This is a genomic window from Nocardia tenerifensis NBRC 101015 (assembly GCF_000308715.1).
Taxonomy (GTDB): domain Bacteria; phylum Actinomycetota; class Actinomycetes; order Mycobacteriales; family Mycobacteriaceae; genus Nocardia; species Nocardia tenerifensis.
This window is the reverse complement of the sequence record NZ_BAGH01000190.1, coordinates 1-18610: the sequence shown is the minus strand read 5'-3', so window position 1 is coordinate 18610 and position 18610 is coordinate 1. Positions and strand designations below refer to the sequence as shown.

Annotated in this window: 22 protein-coding genes; 13 read left to right on the top strand and 9 right to left on the bottom strand. The window is 69.2% G+C overall.

The genetic code is table 11. The features are described 5' to 3' along the window. Window positions 1–58: 58 nt before the first annotated feature. Entirely contained in the window at window positions 59–742 is a 684-nt protein-coding gene (locus ON39_RS15660) for a TVP38/TMEM64 family protein (protein ID WP_174412529.1), read from the top strand. 37 nt (window positions 743–779) lie between these two features. Here the strand turns inward: ON39_RS15660 and ON39_RS15655 are convergent, their stop codons facing one another. Both ON39_RS15655 and ON39_RS15650 read right to left on the bottom strand, forming a co-directional pair. Next, the gene (locus ON39_RS15655) at window positions 780–1700 is read right to left on the bottom strand and encodes a S1C family serine protease (RefSeq protein ID WP_373283691.1); all 921 of its coding nucleotides are present in this window, start codon (window positions 1698–1700) and stop codon (window positions 780–782) included. Between the two features lie 121 nt (window positions 1701–1821). Continuing rightward, the gene (locus tag ON39_RS15650; protein WP_085998194.1) at window positions 1822–2109 is read right to left on the bottom strand and encodes a hypothetical protein; all 288 of its coding nucleotides are present in this window, start codon (window positions 2107–2109) and stop codon (window positions 1822–1824) included. Between the two features lie 366 nt (window positions 2110–2475). On the opposite strand from ON39_RS15650, the gene ON39_RS15645 reads away from it, so the two are divergent. From ON39_RS15645 to ON39_RS15625, 5 genes are read left to right on the top strand one after another with little or no spacing between them, the layout of a single operon-like run. Beyond that, entirely contained in the window at window positions 2476–3354 is an 879-nt protein-coding gene (locus ON39_RS15645) for a metal-dependent hydrolase (protein ID WP_051186665.1), read from the top strand. Window positions 3355–3397: 43 nt separating this feature from the next. Next, complete coding sequence (locus ON39_RS15640; protein WP_040734791.1) at window positions 3398–4252, top strand: metal-dependent hydrolase; 855 nt, start codon at window positions 3398–3400, stop codon at window positions 4250–4252. Beyond that, window positions 4249–5787: a flavin-containing monooxygenase gene (locus tag ON39_RS15635; protein WP_040734790.1), complete on the top strand. Its 1539-nt coding sequence runs from the start codon at window positions 4249–4251 to the stop codon at window positions 5785–5787. Before ON39_RS15640 ends, ON39_RS15635 begins: the two co-directional genes overlap by 4 nt. Beyond that, the gene (locus tag ON39_RS15630; RefSeq protein ID WP_040734789.1) at window positions 5784–6731 is read left to right on the top strand and encodes an SDR family NAD(P)-dependent oxidoreductase; all 948 of its coding nucleotides are present in this window, start codon (window positions 5784–5786) and stop codon (window positions 6729–6731) included. The genes ON39_RS15635 and ON39_RS15630 overlap by 4 nt, the downstream gene beginning before the upstream one ends. Window positions 6732–6735: 4 nt before the next feature. Then, window positions 6736–7782, top strand: coding sequence for a ferredoxin--NADP reductase (locus tag ON39_RS15625; protein ID WP_040734788.1), 1047 nt, complete (start codon window positions 6736–6738; stop codon window positions 7780–7782). 64 nt (window positions 7783–7846) lie between these two features. On the opposite strand, the gene ON39_RS46765 is transcribed toward ON39_RS15625, so the two are convergent. Beyond that, on the bottom strand, window positions 7847–8791 hold the full coding sequence (locus ON39_RS46765) for a CorA family divalent cation transporter (protein ID WP_063713350.1): 945 nt from the start codon (window positions 8789–8791) through the stop codon (window positions 7847–7849). Window positions 8792–8793: 2 nt separating this feature from the next. Next, window positions 8794–8982, bottom strand: coding sequence for a hypothetical protein (locus ON39_RS15615; protein ID WP_040734787.1), 189 nt, complete (start codon window positions 8980–8982; stop codon window positions 8794–8796). 358 nt (window positions 8983–9340) lie between these two features. Here ON39_RS15615 and ON39_RS15610 point away from each other — a divergent pair, with 358 nt between their 5' ends. Further along, entirely contained in the window at window positions 9341–9682 is a 342-nt protein-coding gene (locus ON39_RS15610; protein WP_246002603.1) for an ArsR/SmtB family transcription factor, read from the top strand. Window positions 9683–9697: 15 nt separating this feature from the next. Here ON39_RS15610 and ON39_RS15605 read toward each other — a convergent pair whose 3' ends face one another. From ON39_RS15605 to ON39_RS15585, 5 genes are all read right to left on the bottom strand, one after another. After that, entirely contained in the window at window positions 9698–11416 is a 1719-nt protein-coding gene (locus tag ON39_RS15605; RefSeq protein WP_040734786.1) for an urease subunit alpha, read from the bottom strand. Between the two features lie 28 nt (window positions 11417–11444). After that, window positions 11445–11759 (bottom strand): urease subunit beta, encoded by a 315-nt coding sequence (locus ON39_RS15600; RefSeq protein WP_040734785.1) that lies wholly within the window; start codon window positions 11757–11759, stop codon window positions 11445–11447. A gap of 49 nt (window positions 11760–11808) precedes the next feature. Further along, on the bottom strand, window positions 11809–12111 hold the full coding sequence (locus ON39_RS15595) for an urease subunit gamma (protein ID WP_040734784.1): 303 nt from the start codon (window positions 12109–12111) through the stop codon (window positions 11809–11811). A gap of 88 nt (window positions 12112–12199) precedes the next feature. Beyond that, entirely contained in the window at window positions 12200–12589 is a 390-nt protein-coding gene (locus tag ON39_RS15590) for a PaaI family thioesterase (protein ID WP_051186685.1), read from the bottom strand. A 246-nt stretch (window positions 12590–12835) separates the two neighbouring features. Then, complete coding sequence (locus ON39_RS15585) at window positions 12836–13546, bottom strand: hypothetical protein (RefSeq protein WP_040734782.1); 711 nt, start codon at window positions 13544–13546, stop codon at window positions 12836–12838. Window positions 13547–13653: 107 nt separating this feature from the next. On the opposite strand from ON39_RS15585, the gene ON39_RS15580 reads away from it, so the two are divergent. The 6 genes from ON39_RS15580 to ON39_RS15555 form a co-directional block, all read left to right on the top strand. Next, window positions 13654–14700 (top strand): FecCD family ABC transporter permease, encoded by a 1047-nt coding sequence (locus ON39_RS15580; RefSeq protein ID WP_040734781.1) that lies wholly within the window; start codon window positions 13654–13656, stop codon window positions 14698–14700. Next, window positions 14697–15800 carry a FecCD family ABC transporter permease gene (locus ON39_RS15575; protein ID WP_051186663.1) on the top strand — a complete coding sequence of 368 codons (1104 nt, stop codon included), beginning with the start codon at window positions 14697–14699 and terminating at the stop codon, window positions 15798–15800. Before ON39_RS15580 ends, ON39_RS15575 begins: the two co-directional genes overlap by 4 nt. Next, window positions 15797–16660, top strand: a complete 864-nt coding sequence (locus tag ON39_RS15570) for an ABC transporter ATP-binding protein (protein ID WP_040734780.1) — start codon at window positions 15797–15799, stop codon at window positions 16658–16660. Before ON39_RS15575 ends, ON39_RS15570 begins: the two co-directional genes overlap by 4 nt. 78 nt (window positions 16661–16738) lie before the next feature. Then, window positions 16739–17128, top strand: coding sequence for a BlaI/MecI/CopY family transcriptional regulator (locus ON39_RS15565; protein WP_040734779.1), 390 nt, complete (start codon window positions 16739–16741; stop codon window positions 17126–17128). Between the two features lie 40 nt (window positions 17129–17168). Then, the gene (locus ON39_RS15560) at window positions 17169–18107 is read left to right on the top strand and encodes a M56 family metallopeptidase (protein WP_040734778.1); all 939 of its coding nucleotides are present in this window, start codon (window positions 17169–17171) and stop codon (window positions 18105–18107) included. Window positions 18108–18345: 238 nt separating this feature from the next. Further along, a partial coding sequence (locus tag ON39_RS15555) for a DEAD/DEAH box helicase (protein WP_157195477.1) occupies window positions 18346–18610 on the top strand: 265 nt, incomplete at its 3' end.

Genomic DNA, 18610 nt, shown 5'->3' with positions numbered 1-18610 from the left:
CGGCAGCCGCGCACCGTGTTGTCTCCCAGTACCACTACCACCCGGTAACCTGGCCCCGGTGACCAGGCTGCTCCGAGACCCGCGCGTGCTCGCGACGATCGTCGGCGTCGTCGCGTTGTTCGGCGCGGCGATGCTGGTCCCGCTGCCCAGCCCGCGCCAGATCCAGGACTGGGCGACCTCGGTCGGCCCGATCTTTCCGCTGCTGTTCTTCGTGGTCCACGCGCTCGTGACGGTCGCGCCCATCCCGCGGACGGTGTTCACCGTCAGCGCCGGGCTGCTGTTCGGTCCGGCGCTCGGCATCGCGCTGGCCGTGGGCGCCACGACGGTCAGCGCCGCGCTCGCCATCCTGTTGGTGCGCGCGCTGGACCGGGAGCAGGTGGCCTCGCGCCTCACGCACCCGGCCGTGCGCGCCGTCGACGATCGGCTGCGCCGGCGGGGCTGGCTGGCCGTCGGCTCGCTGCGCCTGATCGCCGCGGTGCCGTTCTCGATCATCAACTACTGCTGCGGACTGTCCTCGATCCGCTTCTGGCCGTACATGTTCGCCACGCTGGTCGGTGTGCTGCCCGGCACGGTCGGCACCGTCATCCTCGGCGACGCGCTCACCGGCACCACTCACCCGGCGTTGATCGTGTTCTCCGCCGTGCTGATCGCCGTCGGCGTGATCGGGCTGGTGGTCGACGCGCGGTGGACGAGCGATCCCGCGCCCGAGCCGGAGCGCGAACCGGCCGCGCTCGCCGAGTAGCCGCCCTTCCGTTTTCCCGCACGGGTGTGCGGCGAGATCAGTCGACGGTGAGCTCGATCGGGACGGCGATCACATCGACCATCGCGCCGTTGCGCAGCACCGTGACGGGCAACTCGACGCCGATCGCATCGGCGAACAACTGACGCTGAATGCCCTGTGCGTCACGGACTTCGGCGCGGGCGACGCTGAGCACGAGATCGCCGCGGCGCAGCCCGGCCTGGTCCGCGGGGCCGCCGCGCACCACCTCCATGATGCGAACCCCGGCGGACTGTCCGGTCCGGGCGGCGACGGCGGCGGGCAGCGGCGCGGGCATGCCGACCAGGCCCAAGTAGGCGCGCCGGACGCGGCCGTCGGTGTGCAGCGTGTCGATGATGCGCCGGGTGGTGGCGTTGATCGGAATCGCAAGGCCCAGACCGATTCCCGCGACGGCGGCATTGACGCCGACCACCCGGCCCGCCGAATCAGACAGCGCGCCACCGGAATTGCCGGGGTTGAGGGCGGCGTCGGTCTGGATCACGTCCTCGATCACGCGTCCGGCGCGGCGGGAGGCGACCGGCACGGCCCGACCGAGCGCGCTCACCACACCCGCGGTGACCGACCCCGCGAGGCCGAGCGGGCTGCCGACGGCGACCACCAGCTGTCCGACCACGAGTCGGTCCGCGTCGCCCAGCGTCACCGCGCCGGGCGCCCCGTCGCGCGAGCGCAGCACCGCCAGGTCCGAGAGTGGGTCGACGCCGACGACCTCGAACTTCGCCTCGACGCCGTCCGCGAACACCACCTCACCGCCGCCGGCCGACCCGATGACGTGCGCGTTCGTCAGCAAGAAGCCGTCGTCGGTGAACACGACCGCCGAGCCGCTGCCCCGCCTGGTCCGCACGCTGGCCACATGCGGCGTGACCGACGCGGCGACCCTGATCACCGTGCGCGAATAGGCATCCATCGCGGAGTCATCGTCCACGTCGACCACCACCCCTGGTTACGCGTTTGCACCAACCCTCCAAGGATGCCCGCACTCGGGCCGGGGCGCACCGTGTTCACCAGAGGCGCAACCGAATAGCCGAGCGCCGTTCGGGTGTGCGTCAGGCGGCGGGGCTCATGGTCGCGCCCTCGAAGAACTCGGCCTCGGTCATGCCGAGCCGGGTGGTGACCAGCTCGAGGGCCAGGCGCAGCACCTCCTGCGCGGTCGGCGCGACGACCTGGGACTGCTCCAGGCGGGTGGCGCCGCACTCGACGCGCACGCGGCAGCGCCAGCCAGATCCGCCGGGGTACGGCTGGGGTCGGCCGATCACCACGCCCACTCGGACGCCGTCGCGGAGGAACTCGTTCGTGGCCAGCAGGTCCTCGCCCGGCGTGATCATCGGGGCCATGTCACGCACGACCCGGGACAGGCAATATCGCAGCTACAAGTCGGTTCCGCATGGATGCTCCCGGTATTACTCAACAGGCTGGGCACTTACGACTATCCACTCCCGACGAACCTAGCCCGGCCGTCGAGACTCCGCAACATTTGAGCAAACATATTGTCACGACGTGCGCGCTTTGTCGCACAAGCCCGCACCTCCGGCAGGCGAGAACGAGGCTTTTCGCCATCAATACCAGACAGATTTTCCGCTTGCCAGCGGCTAAATTCCGTCTACCAGCTACGAATCAATCGCCCCTTGCCGTATCCGTCTGAGACGGTATCGTACTAGTAGTACCGCATACTGACGGTACCGAGCTCAACGAGGTGCGAGATGACCGAGCAGAGGGTGCGAACGAGGGAACGCACGGGCAGCGCATATCCGAGGGCGAGGCGAATCAGATTCCGCTTCGGCGAGCCGGCGCCCATGTCCAAGTACTACGCGGGCGGCGACATGGTGTTCAGCCACTTCATCGCCGGGTTGTCCGCGAGCTTCCCGCCCGGCGAGGAGTCGTTCATCCGCTCGGTGCGCCGCTTCGCCGATCAGATCACCGATCCGGTGCTCAAGAAGCGGGTCGCCGGGTTCATCGGCCAGGAGGCGATGCACGGCCGGGAGCACCGGCGGCTCAACGAGAAACTGATCGACATGGGTTACGCCATCGAGTGGTTGGACGCGCCCGCGGTCATCGAACGGCAGAAGCGTTTCGAGCAGCGCATCCCCGCGCGGCTGCACCTCGCGGCCACCGCGGCCGCCGAGCACTATACGGCGGTGCTCGCCGAGCGCGTGCTGTCCAGCCCCGAGATCCAGGCGCTGGCCGGCGACGAGGAAGTCCGAAACCTGTTGAACTGGCACGCCTTCGAGGAGCTCGAGCACAAGTCGGTGGCCTTCGACGTGTATCGCGCGGTCGGCGGCACGGAGACGATGCGCATTCTCACCATGGCCATTCTGGTCGCGCTCACCCTCCCGCTCACCGCCGTCGGCCTGGGTGTGTCGATCGGCCGCGATCCCGACGCGCGTCGATACCCGCTCAGCCTGGCGCGAGAGGCCGTGACCCTGTTCCGCGGTCCCGTCTTCCGCGGCATCGGGCGCGAACTGGTGCTGTACCTGCGGCCCGGCTTCCACCCCGACGACATCGACTCGCGAGAGTTGCTGGCGCGCTGGCAGAAAGAGCTCTTCGGCGCCGAAGGCGCCCTCGTCGATCACTTGACGTAGCCACTCCCCCTCTCGAAAACCCCTGGAATCAACGGAGATTCACATGTCCTCCAGCGTGCAGAACACCGGCTACCCGAGGGTGCGCCGGATGAAATTCCGCTTCGGCCAACCGGAACCGATGACCAAGTACTACGCGGGCGACGACATCGTGCTCAGTCACCTCGTCGCGCTGCTCTCGGCGGTCTTCCCGCCCGGCGAGGAGTCGTTCATCCGGTCGGTGCGCCGCTTCGCCGATCGAATCACCGACCCGGTGCTGAAGAAACGCGTCGCGGCGTTCATCGGCCAGGAGGCAGTGCACGGCCAGCAGCACGGAGAGTTGAACGAGCAGCTGTTCGCGCTCGGCTACCCGCTGCCACGGGTGCTGAGCAGGCAGCACAGCCTCATTCAGCGGGCCGAGCGGCTGGCGCCGCCGGCCGCTCACCTAGCCGTCACGGCCGCCGCCGAGCACTACACCGCGGTGCTGGCGGCGCGGGTGCTTTCGAGCGCCGAAATCCAGGAGCTGGCGGGCGATCCCGAAGTGCGTAACCTGCTGAACTGGCACGCGCTCGAGGAGCTGGAGCACAAGTCGGTGGCGTTCGACGTCTATCGCTCGGTCGGCGGGCCGGAGTGGCTGCGGATCGCAGTCATGTCGGCGCTGTACGCGTTCACGATTCCGGTGGTCGGGCTGGGCGTGCTCGTCTCGATTCTCGCCGATCCCGCTGCCTGGCAACCGGTTACGGTGGCCAGGCAGTCGTATCGGCTGGTTCGCGGGCCCATCGTGCGCGGCCTGCTCGGCGAGATCCAGGTGTATCTGAGACCGGGGTTCCACCCGGACGACGTGGACACCGGTGCGCTGCTGCGGCGGTGGCAGACCGAGTTGTTCGGCGCCGAAGGCGCGCTCGTGGATCGTGTCCGATGAGCGGGGTGTCACCCGACTTCGAAGTGATCGTGGTCGGGGCCGGGTTCGGCGGCATCGGAGCTTCTATCGCTTTGCAGCGCAAGGGCATTCACGACTTCGTCATCGTGGACAAGTGGGACCGGGTCGGCGGGACCTGGCATGCCAACACCTACCCCGGTGTGGCCGTGGACATCCCGTCGTTCATCTACAGCTTCTCCTACGAACAGCGGGGGGACTGGTCGCGAATCTTCGCACCCGGCACCGAGTTGCGCGACTACGCCGAGAGCATGGTCGACAAGTACGGTCTTCGCCGGAAGCTGCGGTTGAACACCACGATCGTCTCGGCCGTCTTCGACGCGGAGGACAGCGTGTGGCTGCTCGGCACCGACGGCGGCCGCACGCTCACCGCGCGCTACGTCGTGATGGCGATCGGCGGGCTGGAACGGCCGAAGATGCCCGACATCCCGGGCCTGCACGACTTCGGCGGCACCCTGATGCACACGGCGCTGTGGGACGACGATGTCGCGCTGACGGGCAAGCGGGTGGCGGTGATCGGCACCGGCGCGACCGCCCTGCAGCTCGTGCCCGCCATCGTCGACGAGGTGGCGCACCTGAGCGTCTTCCAGCGGACGCCGATCTGGGTGTTCCCGAAAACCGATGCGGCGGTTGGGCCCTTCGGCCGCGCGGTGCTCGAACGGACGTGGGCTCGCTCCGCTCTTCGCATGCTCGGCACGCTCGCCACCGAGATCGGCATGGGCGGCCTGGTCGCCGGCCCGACCTGGCTCTCCGACGCGGGTCGCCGGCTCGCCGAGATTCCGGCGCGGCGGTGGATGCGGTCGCAGGTGCACGATCCGGTCCTGCGGGAGAAGCTGATTCCCGCCTACGGGCTCGGCTGCAAGCGGCCGTCCATGTCGAACGACTACCTGTCGACGTTCAACCGGCCGGATGTCAGCCTGGTCACCGAGCCGATCGGGTTCATCGGCGAGCACGGCGTCACCACCGAGGACGGGATGCGGCACCCGGTGGACGTGCTGATTTGTGCGACGGGCTTCAAACTGTGGGAGAAGGACTCGGTCCCGCCGTTCCCGGTGACCGGCCGCGACGGGCTCGACCTCGGCGAGTTCTGGGACCGCAACAGATTCCAGGCTTACCACGGCGTCTCGGTGCCCGGCTTCCCGAACATGTTCACCATCACCGGGCCCTACGGCTTCGTGCTCGGCTCCTACATCTGGATGATCGAGGCGACAGCCGCCCACCTGAGCCGCGCCATCGCCGAGACCAAGCGGCGTGGTGCGACCGAGTGTGAGGTCAGCAGGCGCGCGCACGAGGAGTACTTCGCCGAATGCCTGCGCCGCCAGGAGAAGAACTTCCTGTTCACCTCCGTCTGCGACGGCTCGAACACCTACTACATCAACAGCCACGGCGACTCGCCGTTCCGCCCCTCCACGCACGGCGAGATGTACTGGCAGAACCGGCATTTCGATCTCGACGACTACCACTACCGCAGGCCGGTGCGCACGGCGCGGATCGGCGCGACCCTGGAAGAATCGGTATGAAACGCACCAACATCCACCCCGAGCTGGTGGTGGTGACCGGCGCGGGCAGCGGCATCGGCCGGGCCATCGCGCTCCGATTCGCCGCGGCGGGCGCGCACGTGGTGGTCTCCGACCTGAATAGGGACTCGGCCGCGGCGACCGAGGCGATGATCCACGCGCGCGGGCGGCGCGCCTGCGCGGCCCGGCTCGACGTCACCGATCCGAGTGCGTGGGAGGCCTTCGCCCGCGACGTGCTCGCCGATCACGGGGTGCCGGATGTGCTGGTCAACAATGCCGGGATGCTGGTCAGCGGCGCGTTCGTGGACCTGACGCCCGCCGACTGGGATCGCCAGCTGAGCGTGAACCTGCTCGGCGTCGTGCACGGCTGCCGGGTGTTCGGGCAGCAGATGATCGACAACGGTAAGCGTGGCCACATCGTCAATATCGCGTCGGCGGCCGCGTTCACGCCGACGCCGGTGATGTCGGCGTACTCGGTGTCCAAGGCCGGGGTGAAGATGCTGACCGAGTGTCTGCGACTCGAGTTCGGGCCCAAGGGAATCGGGGTCAGCGCGATCTGCCCCGGCGTGATCAACACCAATATCGGCGAGCACGCGGTCACCGTCGGCGTCGACGAGGAGTTGGTCGCGCGGGGCAAGGAACTGACCCGGCGGGTGCAGGACGCCGCCGCGAAACTGCCGTTCTCGCCACTGAGTCCGGACCTGGTGGCGCGGGCGGCGCAGCGCGCCGTACGGTACGACCTCGCCGTGGTCCCGGTGCGGGCCGAGGCGTGGTTGGGGTACTTCCTGTTACGGATCGCGCCGGGCGTGAATCGGCGGATCGCCCAGCCGCTGGACGTCGAGCGGATCGAGCGGGTCGGGCGGCGGGTGCTCCGCTTGATCGACCCGACATCGTCGGAGCCCGCAGGGGCGCAAGCTATTTCAGCACCGATCGAGGTGTCGAGGTAGGGCGATGAACGCGGACAACGGCGTGCGCGTTCATGTGCTGAAGGTCGGTGCGGTGATCGAGGAGACCGCCGAGGCCCGCACCCTCGTGTTCGAGGTGCCCGACGAGCTGAGCGCGCGGTTCCGCTACCGGCCCGGCCAGTTCCTCACCGTGCGCGTGCCGAGCGCGCGGACCGGATCGGTCGCCAGGTGCTACTCGTTGTGCAGCAGCCCGCACTGCGATGACCGAATTGCGGTGACGGTCAAGCGCATCGCGGGCGGGTATGCCTCGAACCTGCTCTGTGACACCGTCGCGGTCGGTGATCTGATCACGGTGCTCGAGCCGTCCGGTTCGTTCGGGCCGCGCGGGCTGGACGCCGACGTGGTGCTGTGCGCGGCGGGCAGCGGCATCACGCCTATCCTCTCGATCGTGAAGTCCATGATGGCAGGCGGTCGCGGCAATGCCGTTGTGCTGTATGCGAATCGGGACCGCGAGTCGGTGATCTTCGCGGATCCGCTCGCGGAGTGGACGCGCCGCTACCCCGACCGGTTGCGGGTGCTGCACTGGCTCGACGCGGAACGCGGACTCGCGACCACGCAGGCCGTCACGCAGCTGCTGCGACCGTACTCGGGTCGGGACTGGTTCCTGTGCGGCCCTTCCGGTTTCCTGGCCGTGGTCGGTGAGGCGGCCGCGGCACTGCGGGTTCCGGCCGCTCGTCTGCACCGCGAGGAGTACCGTTCGCTGCGGTCGAATCCGTTCGACGAGCCGGAGCGCGTCGAGGCCGAGCCGCTCGGCGACGCCACCGTCGCCGAGGTCGAGATCGACGGCCGGACCCATGTGCTGGACTGGCCGAGGCGCATGCCCCTGCTGGATGTGTTGCTGGACAACGGCATCGACGCGCCCTACGTCTGCCGGGAGTCCGCCTGCGGCACCTGCGTGTGCTCGGTGCGGCAGGGCCGCACCCGGATGCGGCAGAACGAGGCGCTCCTCGACGAGGAGATCGCGCTCGGGCTCACCCTGGCGTGTCAGACTCTGCCGGAGTCATCGCGGGTGCGAATCGTTTTCGACCAGTAGGAGATTCACTCGGGCTCGAACGCGAGATGGACCGGTTTACCGTGAGCATGATCGGCACGAGACGTCAGCGCAGCCAGCCCTTTCGCTTGATGTACACGAGCGGGATCACCGCGGCCACCAGGGTCATCAGCGTGGTGGCGACGAAACCGTGCTGCCACTCCAGCTCCGGCATCCAGGTGAAGTTCATGCCGTAGAAGGTGGCGATCAGGGTGGGCGGCAGGAAGACCGCGGTGATGATGGTGAACACCTTGACGATCTGATTCTGTTTGACGTCCAACCAGGTCATCACCGACTGCTGCAGGTAACGGACCTTGTCGTGCTCGAAGCCCGCGTGCTGCTTCACCCCGTCGATGTCGGCGATGAGGATGGTGAGCAGGCTGTCGAGCTCGGCGCTGTGCACGGTGCTGTCGGCCATCAGATGCCTTGCGGCGCGGGCCAATTGGAGCTGGGTCTCCTGGGTGCGCGAGACGATCTCCTCGGCCGCGTTCATCCGCGACATGGTGCCGCGCATGTCGGCGACGCCGATCTCGCGGCCGCGCTGGTCGTAGCCGTTGGTGGCCATCTCGATCTCGTCGTTCATCGCCTCCAGCGCGTCGCTGGCGTAGTAGATCACCCGCTCGGACGCCTCGTTCAGCGCCCACAGCAGCGCGTACATCACGCCGTGCGCGGAGCCGGTGAGGGCGGGATTGCGGCGCATCTTCGCGATCGCCTTGTCGAACGGGACGAAGTGCTCGGCCGGCTGCAGCGTGACCAGGAACTCGGCGCCCAGCGCGAAGACGATGGTCTCGCGTTCGATGGCGTCGCCGCGCTTGTAGTTGGCGACGACCGGCAGGTAGAGGAAGTCGTCGGTCTCCCAGACCCGGTTGCGCGCGGCGGCGAAGTCGACGCCGAGCCGTTCGCGCAGCACGGCGGCGGTGTCGGCGTCGGCGGCCGCCAACGGGATCCAATGTTGTTGCAGGACTTCGGTGTCGAACCGGTCGGCGGCCACCGTGCTGCTGCGGGCGCCCATCGCTACCGGCCGTAGGACGAGTGCGCGGGCGAGACGGACGACGAGCCGACCGGGCTCTGCGGGTGGGCGTAGTGCATGGTCAGCAGCCCCGCGCTGATCAGCAGGTACAGGCCGATCGTGAACCAGATCGACTGGCGCTCCAGATTCGGTGCGCGATGCGGTGTTTCGGCCCTCTTGAACATGATCGCCATGGCGGAACTCCAATGTTTCGTAGCGTCTGATCGCGCCGACCACTCGGGTCGACGCCGTATGCGCCGGCCCTACAGGTCGAACAATGTCGAAATGGGTGCCGCGTCAAGCGATCGGCCGCTCGGGTCGGCCACCATCGCACGGGCAGATCAACGACGAACCGGCACAACCCGTTTCGAGGCGGCGGTCCGGCCGGAACCGTCGATACTGTCAACCGGCATCAGCCGCTCACCCCGCTTCGTTGGTTGCTCACTACGCAGAATTGCGCACCCATTATTACAACCCCGCCGCCGCACGTTCGTCAATCAGTTGCGCAAGTATTCGCCCGCGTGCCACGCTACCGACAGGTTGGAGGCGGACGTGACCGACGACGGCGAGCCGGGCCCTCTCCCGGCGGATCGACTACAAGACGCGGCAGCGGTTTTCGGCATGCTCGCGGCCACCGCCCGGCTGCAGATCCTCTGGCTGCTGAGCCAGGGCGAGCGCGACGTCGGCACGCTGGCCGTCGACATCGGCCAGACCGTGCCCGCGGTCAGCCAGCACCTCGCCAAACTCAAGCTGGCCGGACTGGTCCATATGCGCAAGGAGGGCAGGCGCAATGTCTACACGATCGCCGACCCCGGCATCGCCGACATCGTCCGCCTCGCCTTCCGGCACCACCGGCTGCACGGCGGGCGGCTGACCGAGGGGCTCGGCGACTGAGCGCGAGAGGGCCACTCAGAACAGGAAATAGCGTTGCGCCATAGGCAGTTCGGCGGCGGGCTGTTCGGTCCAGACCTCGCCGTCTACGCGGACGGTGAACGTGTCCGGGTCGACCTCGATGCGCGGCATGGCGTCGTTGTGCGGCATGTCGGTCTTCTTACGGTCGCGAACGTTCTTGACCGGCACCAGTTTTCGATTGACGCGCAACCGGTCGGCGAGCCCGTCGTCGATGGCCTGCTCGGACACGAAGTGCAGGGAGGTGGCGGCCGCGACGAGCGGGGCCGCGCCGAACATGGGCCGCGGCAGGACGGGCTGCGGCGTCGGGATGGACGCGTTGGCGTCGCCCATCGCGGCCCAGGCGATCGCGCCGCCCTTGAGCACCGCGTGCGGGCGGACGCCGAAGAAGGCGGGCTCCCACAGCACCAGGTCGGCCAGCTTGCCGACCTCGACGGAGCCGATCTCGTGGTCGAGGCCGTGCGCGACGGCGGGGCAGATGGTGTATTTCGCGATGTAGCGCTGGACCCTGGCGTTGTCGGCGGCGCCGTCGCCGGGCAGGGCGCCGCGGCGGCGCTTCATCACGTGCGCGGTCTGCCAGGTGCGCATGACCACCTCGCCGATGCGGCCCATGGCCTGCGAGTCGCTGCCGATCATCGAGATCGCGCCGAGGTCGTGCAGCAGGTCCTCGGCCGCGATGGTGGACGGGCGGATCCGGCTCTCCGCGAACGCGAGGTCCTCCGGGATGGACGCGCTCAGGTGATGGCAGACCATGAGCATGTCGAGGTGCTCGTCGAGGGTGTTGACGGTGTGCGGGCGGGTCGGGTTGGTCGAGCTCGGCAGGACGTTGAGATGCGCCGCGACGGTGATGATGTCGGGCGCGTGGCCGCCGCCCGCGCCCTCGGTGTGGTAGGCGTGGATGCCGCGGCCCGCGATGGCGCCGAGGGTGTCCTCGACGAAACCGGCCTCGTTCAACGTGTCCGAGTGCAGCGCCACCTGAACGCCCGCCGCGTCGGCGACGGTGAGGCAGGCGTCGATCGCGGCCGGGGTCGAGCCCCAGTCCTCGTGCAGCTTGAAACCCGATGCGCCGCCGCGCAACTGCTCCCACATGGCGTCGGCGCTGACCGTGTTGCCCTTGCCGAGCAGCACGATGTTCATCGGCCAGCCGTCGGTGGCCTCGAACATGCGCGCCAGGTGCCAGGAGCCGGGCGTGACGGTGGTGGCCTTGCTGCCCTCGGCCGGGCCGGTGCCGCCGCCGATCAGGGTGGTGATGCCGCCGCCGAGCGCCTCGTCCATCAGTTGCGGGCAGATGAAGTGCACGTGGCAGTCGATGGCGCCCGCGGTGAGGATGCGCCCGTTGCCGGAGATGATCTCGGTGGACGGGCCGACCACCAGATCGGGGTGCACGCCGTTCATGGTGTCCGGGTTGCCCGCCTTGCCGATGGCGCAGACGCGGCCGTCCCGAATGCCGATGTCGGCCTTGATGATTCCCCAATGGTCGATGATCACCGCACCGGTGATCACGGTGTCCGGCGCGCCGTCGGCGCGGGTGGCGCGCGACTGTCCCATGGACTCGCGCAGCACCTTGCCGCCGCCGAAGACGGCCTCGTCTCCCGCGAGACCCGGTCCGCCGCTGCGGTCTTCGGTGATCTCGACGAACAGATCGGTGTCCGCCAGGCGAATTCGGTCGCCCGTGGTCGGCCCGAACAGCTGTGCGTAACGCGCCCGGCTCAGTTCCATTGCGACTCTCCAACTTTCCCGGGTTCGGTCACCGCGCGTCCAGGCGGCCGGGCGGCGTCAGGCTGATGCCGTGCACCTCGCGGGCGCCACCCAGCGGGACCAGTGAAACGCGCTGTCCCAGACCGGGTTCGAAGCGCACGGCGGTGCCCGCGGGAATGTCGAGCCGGTAGCCGTGCGCGGCGACGCGGTCGAAGCTCAAGGCGGCGTTGGACTGCGGGAAGTGCACGTGGCTGCCGACCTGCACCGGCCGGTCGCCGGTGTTGACGACGTCGAGCTCGATCCGGTGCGCGCCGGCGTTCAGCTCGACAGTGCCCTCCGCGCAGAGGTATTCACCGGGGATCATGCCTCGCACACCCGTCCGCGGGCCGCACGCTGCGGTGTCATGCGGCCTCCTAGCCGATCGGATGGTGGACGGTGACCAGCTTGGTGCCGTCCGGGAACGTGGCCTCGACCTGGACGTCGTGGATCATCTCCGGCACGCCCTCCATCACGTCGGCGCGCGTGAGAACCGTTCTGCCCGAAGACATCAGCTCGGCGACCGTGCGTCCGTCCCGCGCGCCCTCGAGTACGTGATCGGTGATCAGGGCCACGGCCTCGGGATGGTTGAGCCTGAGCCCGCGCGCCTGCCTGCGCCGGGCCAGCTCGGCCGCGTAGCTCAGCAGCAGGCGTTCCTGCTCGTGCGGCGACAGTCGCATCCGGGCTCCTCACCGGGTCGGGGTGGCTGGGTGACGGTCATTCTGGCACGCCCGTTCCCGCGGCGCGGGACGAGCGGTCGCCGGTAGGTCAGCCCCGGGCCGGCAGATTCTGCAGGCGGACCTGTCCGCGCGCGACCACCCGCTGCTGCTCGTCGGTGATCACCACCTGCCAGAGCTGCTGCATCCCACCGCGATGGATGGGGGTCGCCTCGCCGTAGAGGTTGCCGTCGCGGATCGCGCGCAGGAAATCGGTGTTGTTGTTCACTCCGACGACCGTGCCCTTGCCGCCGTACCAGACCCCGCCGCCGACGCTGGCGAGCGTCTCGATGATGGTGCAGTAGACGCCGCCGTTCTGGATGCCCGCGGGCTGGTACAGGTGCGGCTTCACGGTCCACTCGCCGCGCACGCGGTCCGGGCTCACCTCGGTGTAGCGCAGGCCGATCAGGTCGGTGAACGTGCCCTCGCTGGCCTTGGTCATCTGCTCGGGCGTGATCGTCGCGAGCCAGTCGCCGGCCCGCTTCTCCTGATCTGTCATGTGGTCCACTTTTGCATAGGGGGTGGGACCCGATTTTCGCTGGCTCACTTGCCGACCGGGCGTCGAAGACAAAGCGGTGGGCTCCACTACGGGAAGTGGAGCCCACCGCGGCAATGGATCGGGGGTCACCGCAGCCCTCGGGACTCTCGACCAATCCTAACGCCGGTCATGATTATAGGTCAGGCTTACCTAACTGAGCAACACCGCCGCGCGGCGAACCGGTAATCCGCGCTGTTCCAAGGCCGCCAACAGCCCTTGACCGCGGCGGGTGCCGATCTCCGCGTCGGTACCGGCGAGGGCCGGCACGTAGGTCGACGCGCCCGCGATGGATTCGCCTACCAGCAACCAGAATCGGCGCGCGCTCAGACCGGCGCACCGAGCCATGCTCGACTGGATCAGCGTCAGCGACGGCTCGCAGCGGTGGGCCAGCCAGACATACATCGCGTCCTCGCACGGCAGGCTCACCGCGCCGGGCTCGTCGGCGAGCGGGTCGCCGTCGAGGACGCGAATCGTGGTGTCGCCCAAGCCCGCCCAGTCGATGCCGCCGTCGTTGTCGGTGTGGATCCAGAGGTTCTCCAGGCCGGGATCCCAGGCCCGCCCCTCGGCCACCAGCAGCGCGGTCACCCGGCCGACCACCGCGTGGATGAGCGCGGTGGCCACCACCTCGGCCGCGACGTCGGCGCGGATCATCTCCGCGGCATGCCTGCGATACATGAGTTCGATGCGGCCCTCACGCGCCCCGTCGGCCAGCCGCCACCATCGGCGCTTGCCCTGCTCGACCATCGCCGCGACCGCGTACACGCGCGGATGTTCGGGTTGCAGCGCACGCAAATCGGCACACGTGCGATCGAACACCAGGTGCGTATGGCGCGGCGGGCAGGTGGTCATGAGCTCGGGCATGGAACCTCCTCGAGAATTGGCCGTAGCGGTGCGTACCGCAAGATAGGTTAGGCTTACCAGACCAACCAGTACTCGGCTACAACGAATTTCAGGAGTAGTTCGTCACCGTGACCACGCTCGGCAACGTACGGCGACGCCGCCTATCCGGTCTGCTGTTATTGACCGCTCTGCTCCTGTTCACCGCGCTCGCCAGCGTCGCGATCGGCACACGGGCGCTCTCGCCCGGCACCGTCTACGACGCCGTGCACCACGCGATCAGCTGTCCCGGCGGCCCGTTCAGCTGCCCAGCCGGGTCGACCGAGGAGGAGATCGTCCGCGGGCTTCGACTCCCCCGCACGGCGCTGGCGCTGGTCACCGGGGTCGCGCTCGGCCTGGCCGGCGCGTTGATCCAGGGCTACACGCGCAACCCGCTCGCCGACGCGGGCCTGCTCGGACTCAACTCGGGCGCGGCGTTTTTCGCGGCGCTGAGCATCTACCTGTTCGCGTTCACCGCGCCGGAGCAGTACATCTGGTTCGCCTTCGCCGGCGCGCTCATCGCGGGTCTGGTGGTGTTCGGGGCATCGGCCGTCGGCGGCGGCAAGGCGAGCCCGCTGAGCCTGGTGCTCGCGGGCGCGGCAGTCACCGCATTTTTGCAGGCGATGACGAACGCCGTTGTGCTGCTCGATCCGGCGGCGCTGGACACCTACCGCTTCTGGGTCGTCGGCACGGTCGCCGGGCGCGACGCCTCGGTGTTCTGGCAGGTACTGCCATTCCTGGCGTTCGGGGTGTTGCTCGCGTTGATCGCGTCGCCCGGGTTGAACCTGCTCAGCCTCGGCGACGATGTAGCACGCGGGCTCGGCGTGAACGTCGGGCGCAGTCGCGCGCTCGGGCTGGCCGCGATCGTGCTGCTGTCCGGGGCGTCGACGGCGGCGGTCGGGCCGATCGCCTTTCTCGGGCTGGTCGTGCCGCATCTGGCTCGCGTCGTCACCGGGCCGGACTATCGCTGGCTGGTCCCCTACTCCGGCTTGATCGGCGGACTGCTGCTGCTGATCGCCGACATCGTCGGGCGCGTCGTGGCCATGCCCGGCGAACTCCAGGTCGGCGTGGTGCTCGCCGCGATCGGCGCCCCGTTCTTCATCGCGTTCGTCCGGCGTCGGAAGTTGGTGAGCCTGTGACACCGTCGGTGAAAACCGAGTGGGTGAAGACCGAGGGCGTTCGGCCCGCGCTGCGGATCGGGCCCGTGTCGGTGGTGCTGCGGCCGGTGATGGTGGCGGTCGTCGCCGCGCTGGCCGCGCTGGTGCTGCTGCTGTTCTGTCTCGACATCGCCACCGGCGAGTCGCACATCCCGCTCGGGCGGGTGGTCGACGTGCTCACCGGCGGCGGAACCAGGTCACAGCGGTTCATCGTGCTGGACTCCCGGCTGCCGCGGGCGCTCACCGCGCTGGTGGTCGGCGCGGCGCTCGGGCTGGCCGGCGCGATCACCCAGTCCATCCTGCACAACCCGCTGGCCGCGCCGGACATGCTCGGCATCACCTCGGGTGCCAGCCTGGGCGCGGTCAGCGTGGTCGTGCTGGGCGGCGGCGCGACCGGACTGCTCGGAACCCTCGGCGCGCCGCTGGCCGCGCTGGCGGGCGGGCTGCTCACGGCGGCGGCGATCTATCTGCTCGCGTGGGGCCGCAGCCCTACCGGCGATCGCGGCGTCACCGGTCTGCGCCTGGTGCTGATCGGCGTCGGCATGAACGCGCTGCTGCTGGCCGGCGTCAGCTGGCTGCTCACCCGCGCCACGCTCCAGGACGCGCAGCGAGCGCACCTGTGGCTCAACGGATCTCTGAACAACGCCGACCGATCCGGTTTGCTGCCCGCGACTTTGGCGTTGGCCGTCGTCGTGGTCGTCGCGCTCGGCTCGGCCCGCACGCTGGCCGCGTTGCGCCTCGGCGCCGACACCACCCGCGCGCTCGGCGTGAAAATCCAGACGCAGCAGGCGATTCTGATCGGCTCGGCCGTGATCGGCGCCTCGGTGGCGACCGCCGCCGTGGGCCCGGTGAGCTTCGTCGCGCTGTCGGCGCCGCAGATCGCCCGGCGGCTGCTGCGCACCCCCGGCGAACCGCTCATCGGGTCGGCGCTCACCGGTGCCATCCTGGTGGTCGGCGGGGATGTCGCGTCGCGCTCGGTGTTTCCGGCCGATCTGCCGGTGGGCATCGTGACCGCGGCGTTCGGCGGACCGTTCCTGCTCTACCTGCTCGTGCGAATGAATCGGAAGGCGACGCTGGCATGACCACAGACGCTGTGAACAACGCGGTGCCGACCAGGCTCGCCGCCGACGACGTCCGGCTCGCCTACGGCGACCGGGTGATCATCGACGAACTCACCCTCGACATCGCGCCCGGCGTGATCACCACGGTGATCGGCCCGAACGGCTGCGGCAAGTCGACGCTGCTGCGCGCGCTCGGCCGGCTGCTGCGCCCGCAGCAGGGCCGAGTGTTGTTGGACGGCAAGGCCATTTCGACGATGAAGACCAAGGACGTGGCCCGGGTGATCGGCATGCTGCCGCAGTCGCCGGTCGCACCGGAGGGCCTGACCGTCGCCGATCTCGTTGCGCGCGGGCGTCATCCGCATCAGTCGTGGTTCCGGCAGTGGTCGGCGGCCGACGAGGACGAGGTGATGGCCGCGCTCGCGCAGACCGGCATCGCCGACCTGGCCGACCGCGCGCTCGACGAACTCTCCGGCGGGCAACGCCAGCGCGCGTGGATCTCCATGGCGCTCGCGCAGGGCACCGATATCCTGCTGCTCGACGAGCCGACCACCTACCTCGACCTCGCGCACGCCGTGGACGTGCTCGACCTGGTCGACCGGCTGCACGCCGAGCTCGGCCGCACCGTCGTCATGGTGCTGCACGACCTGAATCTGGCCATTCGCTACAGCGACGAGTTGATCGTCATGCGCGACGGGCGAATCGTCGCGCAGGGCACGCCCGCCGACATCATCGACGTCGCTCTGCTGCGCGAGGTCTTCGATCTCGACGCCTCCGTGCTGCCGGATCCGGTGTCGGGCCGGCCGATGGTGGTACCGATCGGCACGCGGCACGTTCTCGGCAAGGCGGGCGGGCCGGTCATGCCCGAATCCGCGCCGGTATGACAAATGACACACCAGCTATTCCATAGTTACGACACCCTGTAGTACGCATGCGCGTCGTTGAGTCCGTAAAATTGTGGGATGGCAGGACTTGGTGAACTCGAGAAAGCGGTCATGGACCAGTTGTGGTCGGCCGATGAACCGCAGACAGTCCGGCAGGTGCACGAGGCATTGGCCGCACGCCGCGAGCTCGCGTACACCACGGTGATGACGGTGCTGCAACGACTCGCGAAGAAGAATCTCGTGGTCCAGCAGCGCGACGACCGTGCTCATCGCTACGCGCCGGTGCACACCCGGGATGAATTGGTCGCCAGCCTCATGGTGGACGCGCTGCAGCAGGCCGACGCCGCAGGCAGCCGCGCCGCCGCGCTGGTGCACTTCGTTGAACAGGTCGGAAAGGATGAGGCTGCCGCATTACGCGAAGCACTCGCTAAGCTCGAAGCGAACGAGGACACACCGCCCCAGCAGTAGACTCCTCGCGACCTTGCCCCCAACGCAGTGAGCTGAGTCGATGAACGCAACCGCGCCGGTATTCGCCGGACTCGCATTGCTTCTCGCGGGGCCTGCCCCGGCCCTGCTCAGCCGGGCGACGTGGACATACCGGACCCCGCGCGCCGCGCTCGTGCTCTGGCAGGCCATCGCGCTCGCCGCCGTGCTCAGCGCGTTCGGTTCGGGTCTGGCCATCGCGGCCGAACTGCTCGTGCCCGGCCCCGACGGCAGGCCGACCACCGCGCCCACCCGCGAGATCGACGCGCTCGGGCTGCCGCTGTGGCTGGCGTATGTCTTCGTGTTCGCGTTGACGCTGCTGGTCGGCGCGCGGCTGTGCTACGCGATCGTGCGGGTCGGGGTGCACACGCGGCGGCGGCGGGCCAGGCATCGGATGCTGGTCGATCTGCTCGATCAGAGCGGTCCGCGCCGGCGGGCCTCCGATATCCGGGTGCTCGCCGCGACCGAGCCGATCGCCTACTGCCTGCCGGGCCTGCGGCAGCGCGTGGTGATCAGCGAGGGCACGCTGACCAACCTCGCCGACGCGGAGATCACCGCGATCGTCAGTCACGAGCGCTCGCACCTGCGGGCCAGGCACGACCTGGTGCTCGAGGCGTTCACCGCGGTGCACGAGGCGTTCCCGCGGTTCGTGCGCAGCAAGGCCGCGCTCGGCTCGGTCAAGCTGCTCATCGAGTTGCTCGCCGACGACTCCGCGGTGAAGGTCACCGGGCCCAAGCCGCTGGCCCGCGCGCTCGTCGCCTGCTCGAAATCGACCGCGCCCCAGGGCGCGCTGGCAGCAGGCGGGCCGACGACGCTGATCCGTATCCAGCGGCTCACCGGGCGCATCGGTGACGTACGGGTGGCGAGCGCCGCCTATCTCGGCTCCGCCGCGATACTCGTCGTTCCGACTATGGCCGTGGCGGTGCCGTGGCTAGTCGAGCTCGGGCGGCTCTTCCGGGGCTGAGTCTTGGACTGGCGGACGATGCCGCCGCCGGTTCCGCATGATCCTTTGATCAGCTTCGACTGTGCCCACGTATCCTGAACTCTTGGCCTGCTGCCTGGCCTTTCCGCGCCCGTCCGTGCACGGCGCGCGGTGCGACTCCCGCACAGCGCGTTTCGGTTCGAGCGCGTTGCCCGACGAAAGGCCGACCACACCTGTGACCCCCTCGACTCCCGTCGCCGTAGCGCCCACCGTGACCTTCATGGACTTGGGTCTGCCCGCCGTGCTCGTGCAGGCACTGCGCAACGACGGCATCGAGACGCCGTTCCCCATCCAGGCCGCGACCGTGCCGGATGTCCTGGCGGGCAAGGATGTGCTCGGCCGTGGGCCGACCGGGTCCGGCAAAACGCTCGCGTTCGGGTTGCCGATGCTGGCCAGGCTCGCCAGCGGGGTGACGAAGCCGGGGCGGCCGCGCGGGTTGGTGCTGGTGCCCACGCGCGAACTGGCCGCGCAGATCGAGCGCGCGT

Bases quoted from the DNA above. Each gene is read 5' to 3' on its own strand.
- ON39_RS15650 (WP_085998194.1), bottom strand. From the start codon at position 2,109: ATGGCCCCGATGATCACGCCGGGCGAGGACCTGCTGGCCACGAACGAG.
- ON39_RS15645 (WP_051186665.1), top strand. From the start codon at position 2,476: ATGACCGAGCAGAGGGTGCGAACGAGGGAACGCACGGGCAGCGCATAT.
- ON39_RS15640 (WP_040734791.1), top strand. From the start codon at position 3,398: ATGTCCTCCAGCGTGCAGAACACCGGCTACCCGAGGGTGCGCCGGATG.
- ON39_RS15635 (WP_040734790.1), top strand. From the start codon at position 4,249: ATGAGCGGGGTGTCACCCGACTTCGAAGTGATCGTGGTCGGGGCCGGG.
- ON39_RS15630 (WP_040734789.1), top strand. From the start codon at position 5,784: ATGAAACGCACCAACATCCACCCCGAGCTGGTGGTGGTGACCGGCGCG.
- ON39_RS15625 (WP_040734788.1), top strand. From the start codon at position 6,736: ATGAACGCGGACAACGGCGTGCGCGTTCATGTGCTGAAGGTCGGTGCG.
- ON39_RS46765 (WP_063713350.1), bottom strand. From the start codon at position 8,791: ATGGGCGCCCGCAGCAGCACGGTGGCCGCCGACCGGTTCGACACCGAA.
- ON39_RS15615 (WP_040734787.1), bottom strand. From the start codon at position 8,982: ATGGCGATCATGTTCAAGAGGGCCGAAACACCGCATCGCGCACCGAAT.
- ON39_RS15605 (WP_040734786.1), bottom strand. From the start codon at position 11,416: ATGGAACTGAGCCGGGCGCGTTACGCACAGCTGTTCGGGCCGACCACG.
- ON39_RS15600 (WP_040734785.1), bottom strand. From the start codon at position 11,759: ATGATCCCCGGTGAATACCTCTGCGCGGAGGGCACTGTCGAGCTGAAC.
- ON39_RS15595 (WP_040734784.1), bottom strand. From the start codon at position 12,111: ATGCGACTGTCGCCGCACGAGCAGGAACGCCTGCTGCTGAGCTACGCG.
- ON39_RS15590 (WP_051186685.1), bottom strand. From the start codon at position 12,589: ATGACCAAGGCCAGCGAGGGCACGTTCACCGACCTGATCGGCCTGCGC.
- ON39_RS15585 (WP_040734782.1), bottom strand. From the start codon at position 13,546: ATGCCCGAGCTCATGACCACCTGCCCGCCGCGCCATACGCACCTGGTG.
- ON39_RS15570 (WP_040734780.1), top strand. From the start codon at position 15,797: ATGACCACAGACGCTGTGAACAACGCGGTGCCGACCAGGCTCGCCGCC.
- ON39_RS15565 (WP_040734779.1), top strand. From the start codon at position 16,739: ATGGCAGGACTTGGTGAACTCGAGAAAGCGGTCATGGACCAGTTGTGG.
- ON39_RS15560 (WP_040734778.1), top strand. From the start codon at position 17,169: ATGAACGCAACCGCGCCGGTATTCGCCGGACTCGCATTGCTTCTCGCG.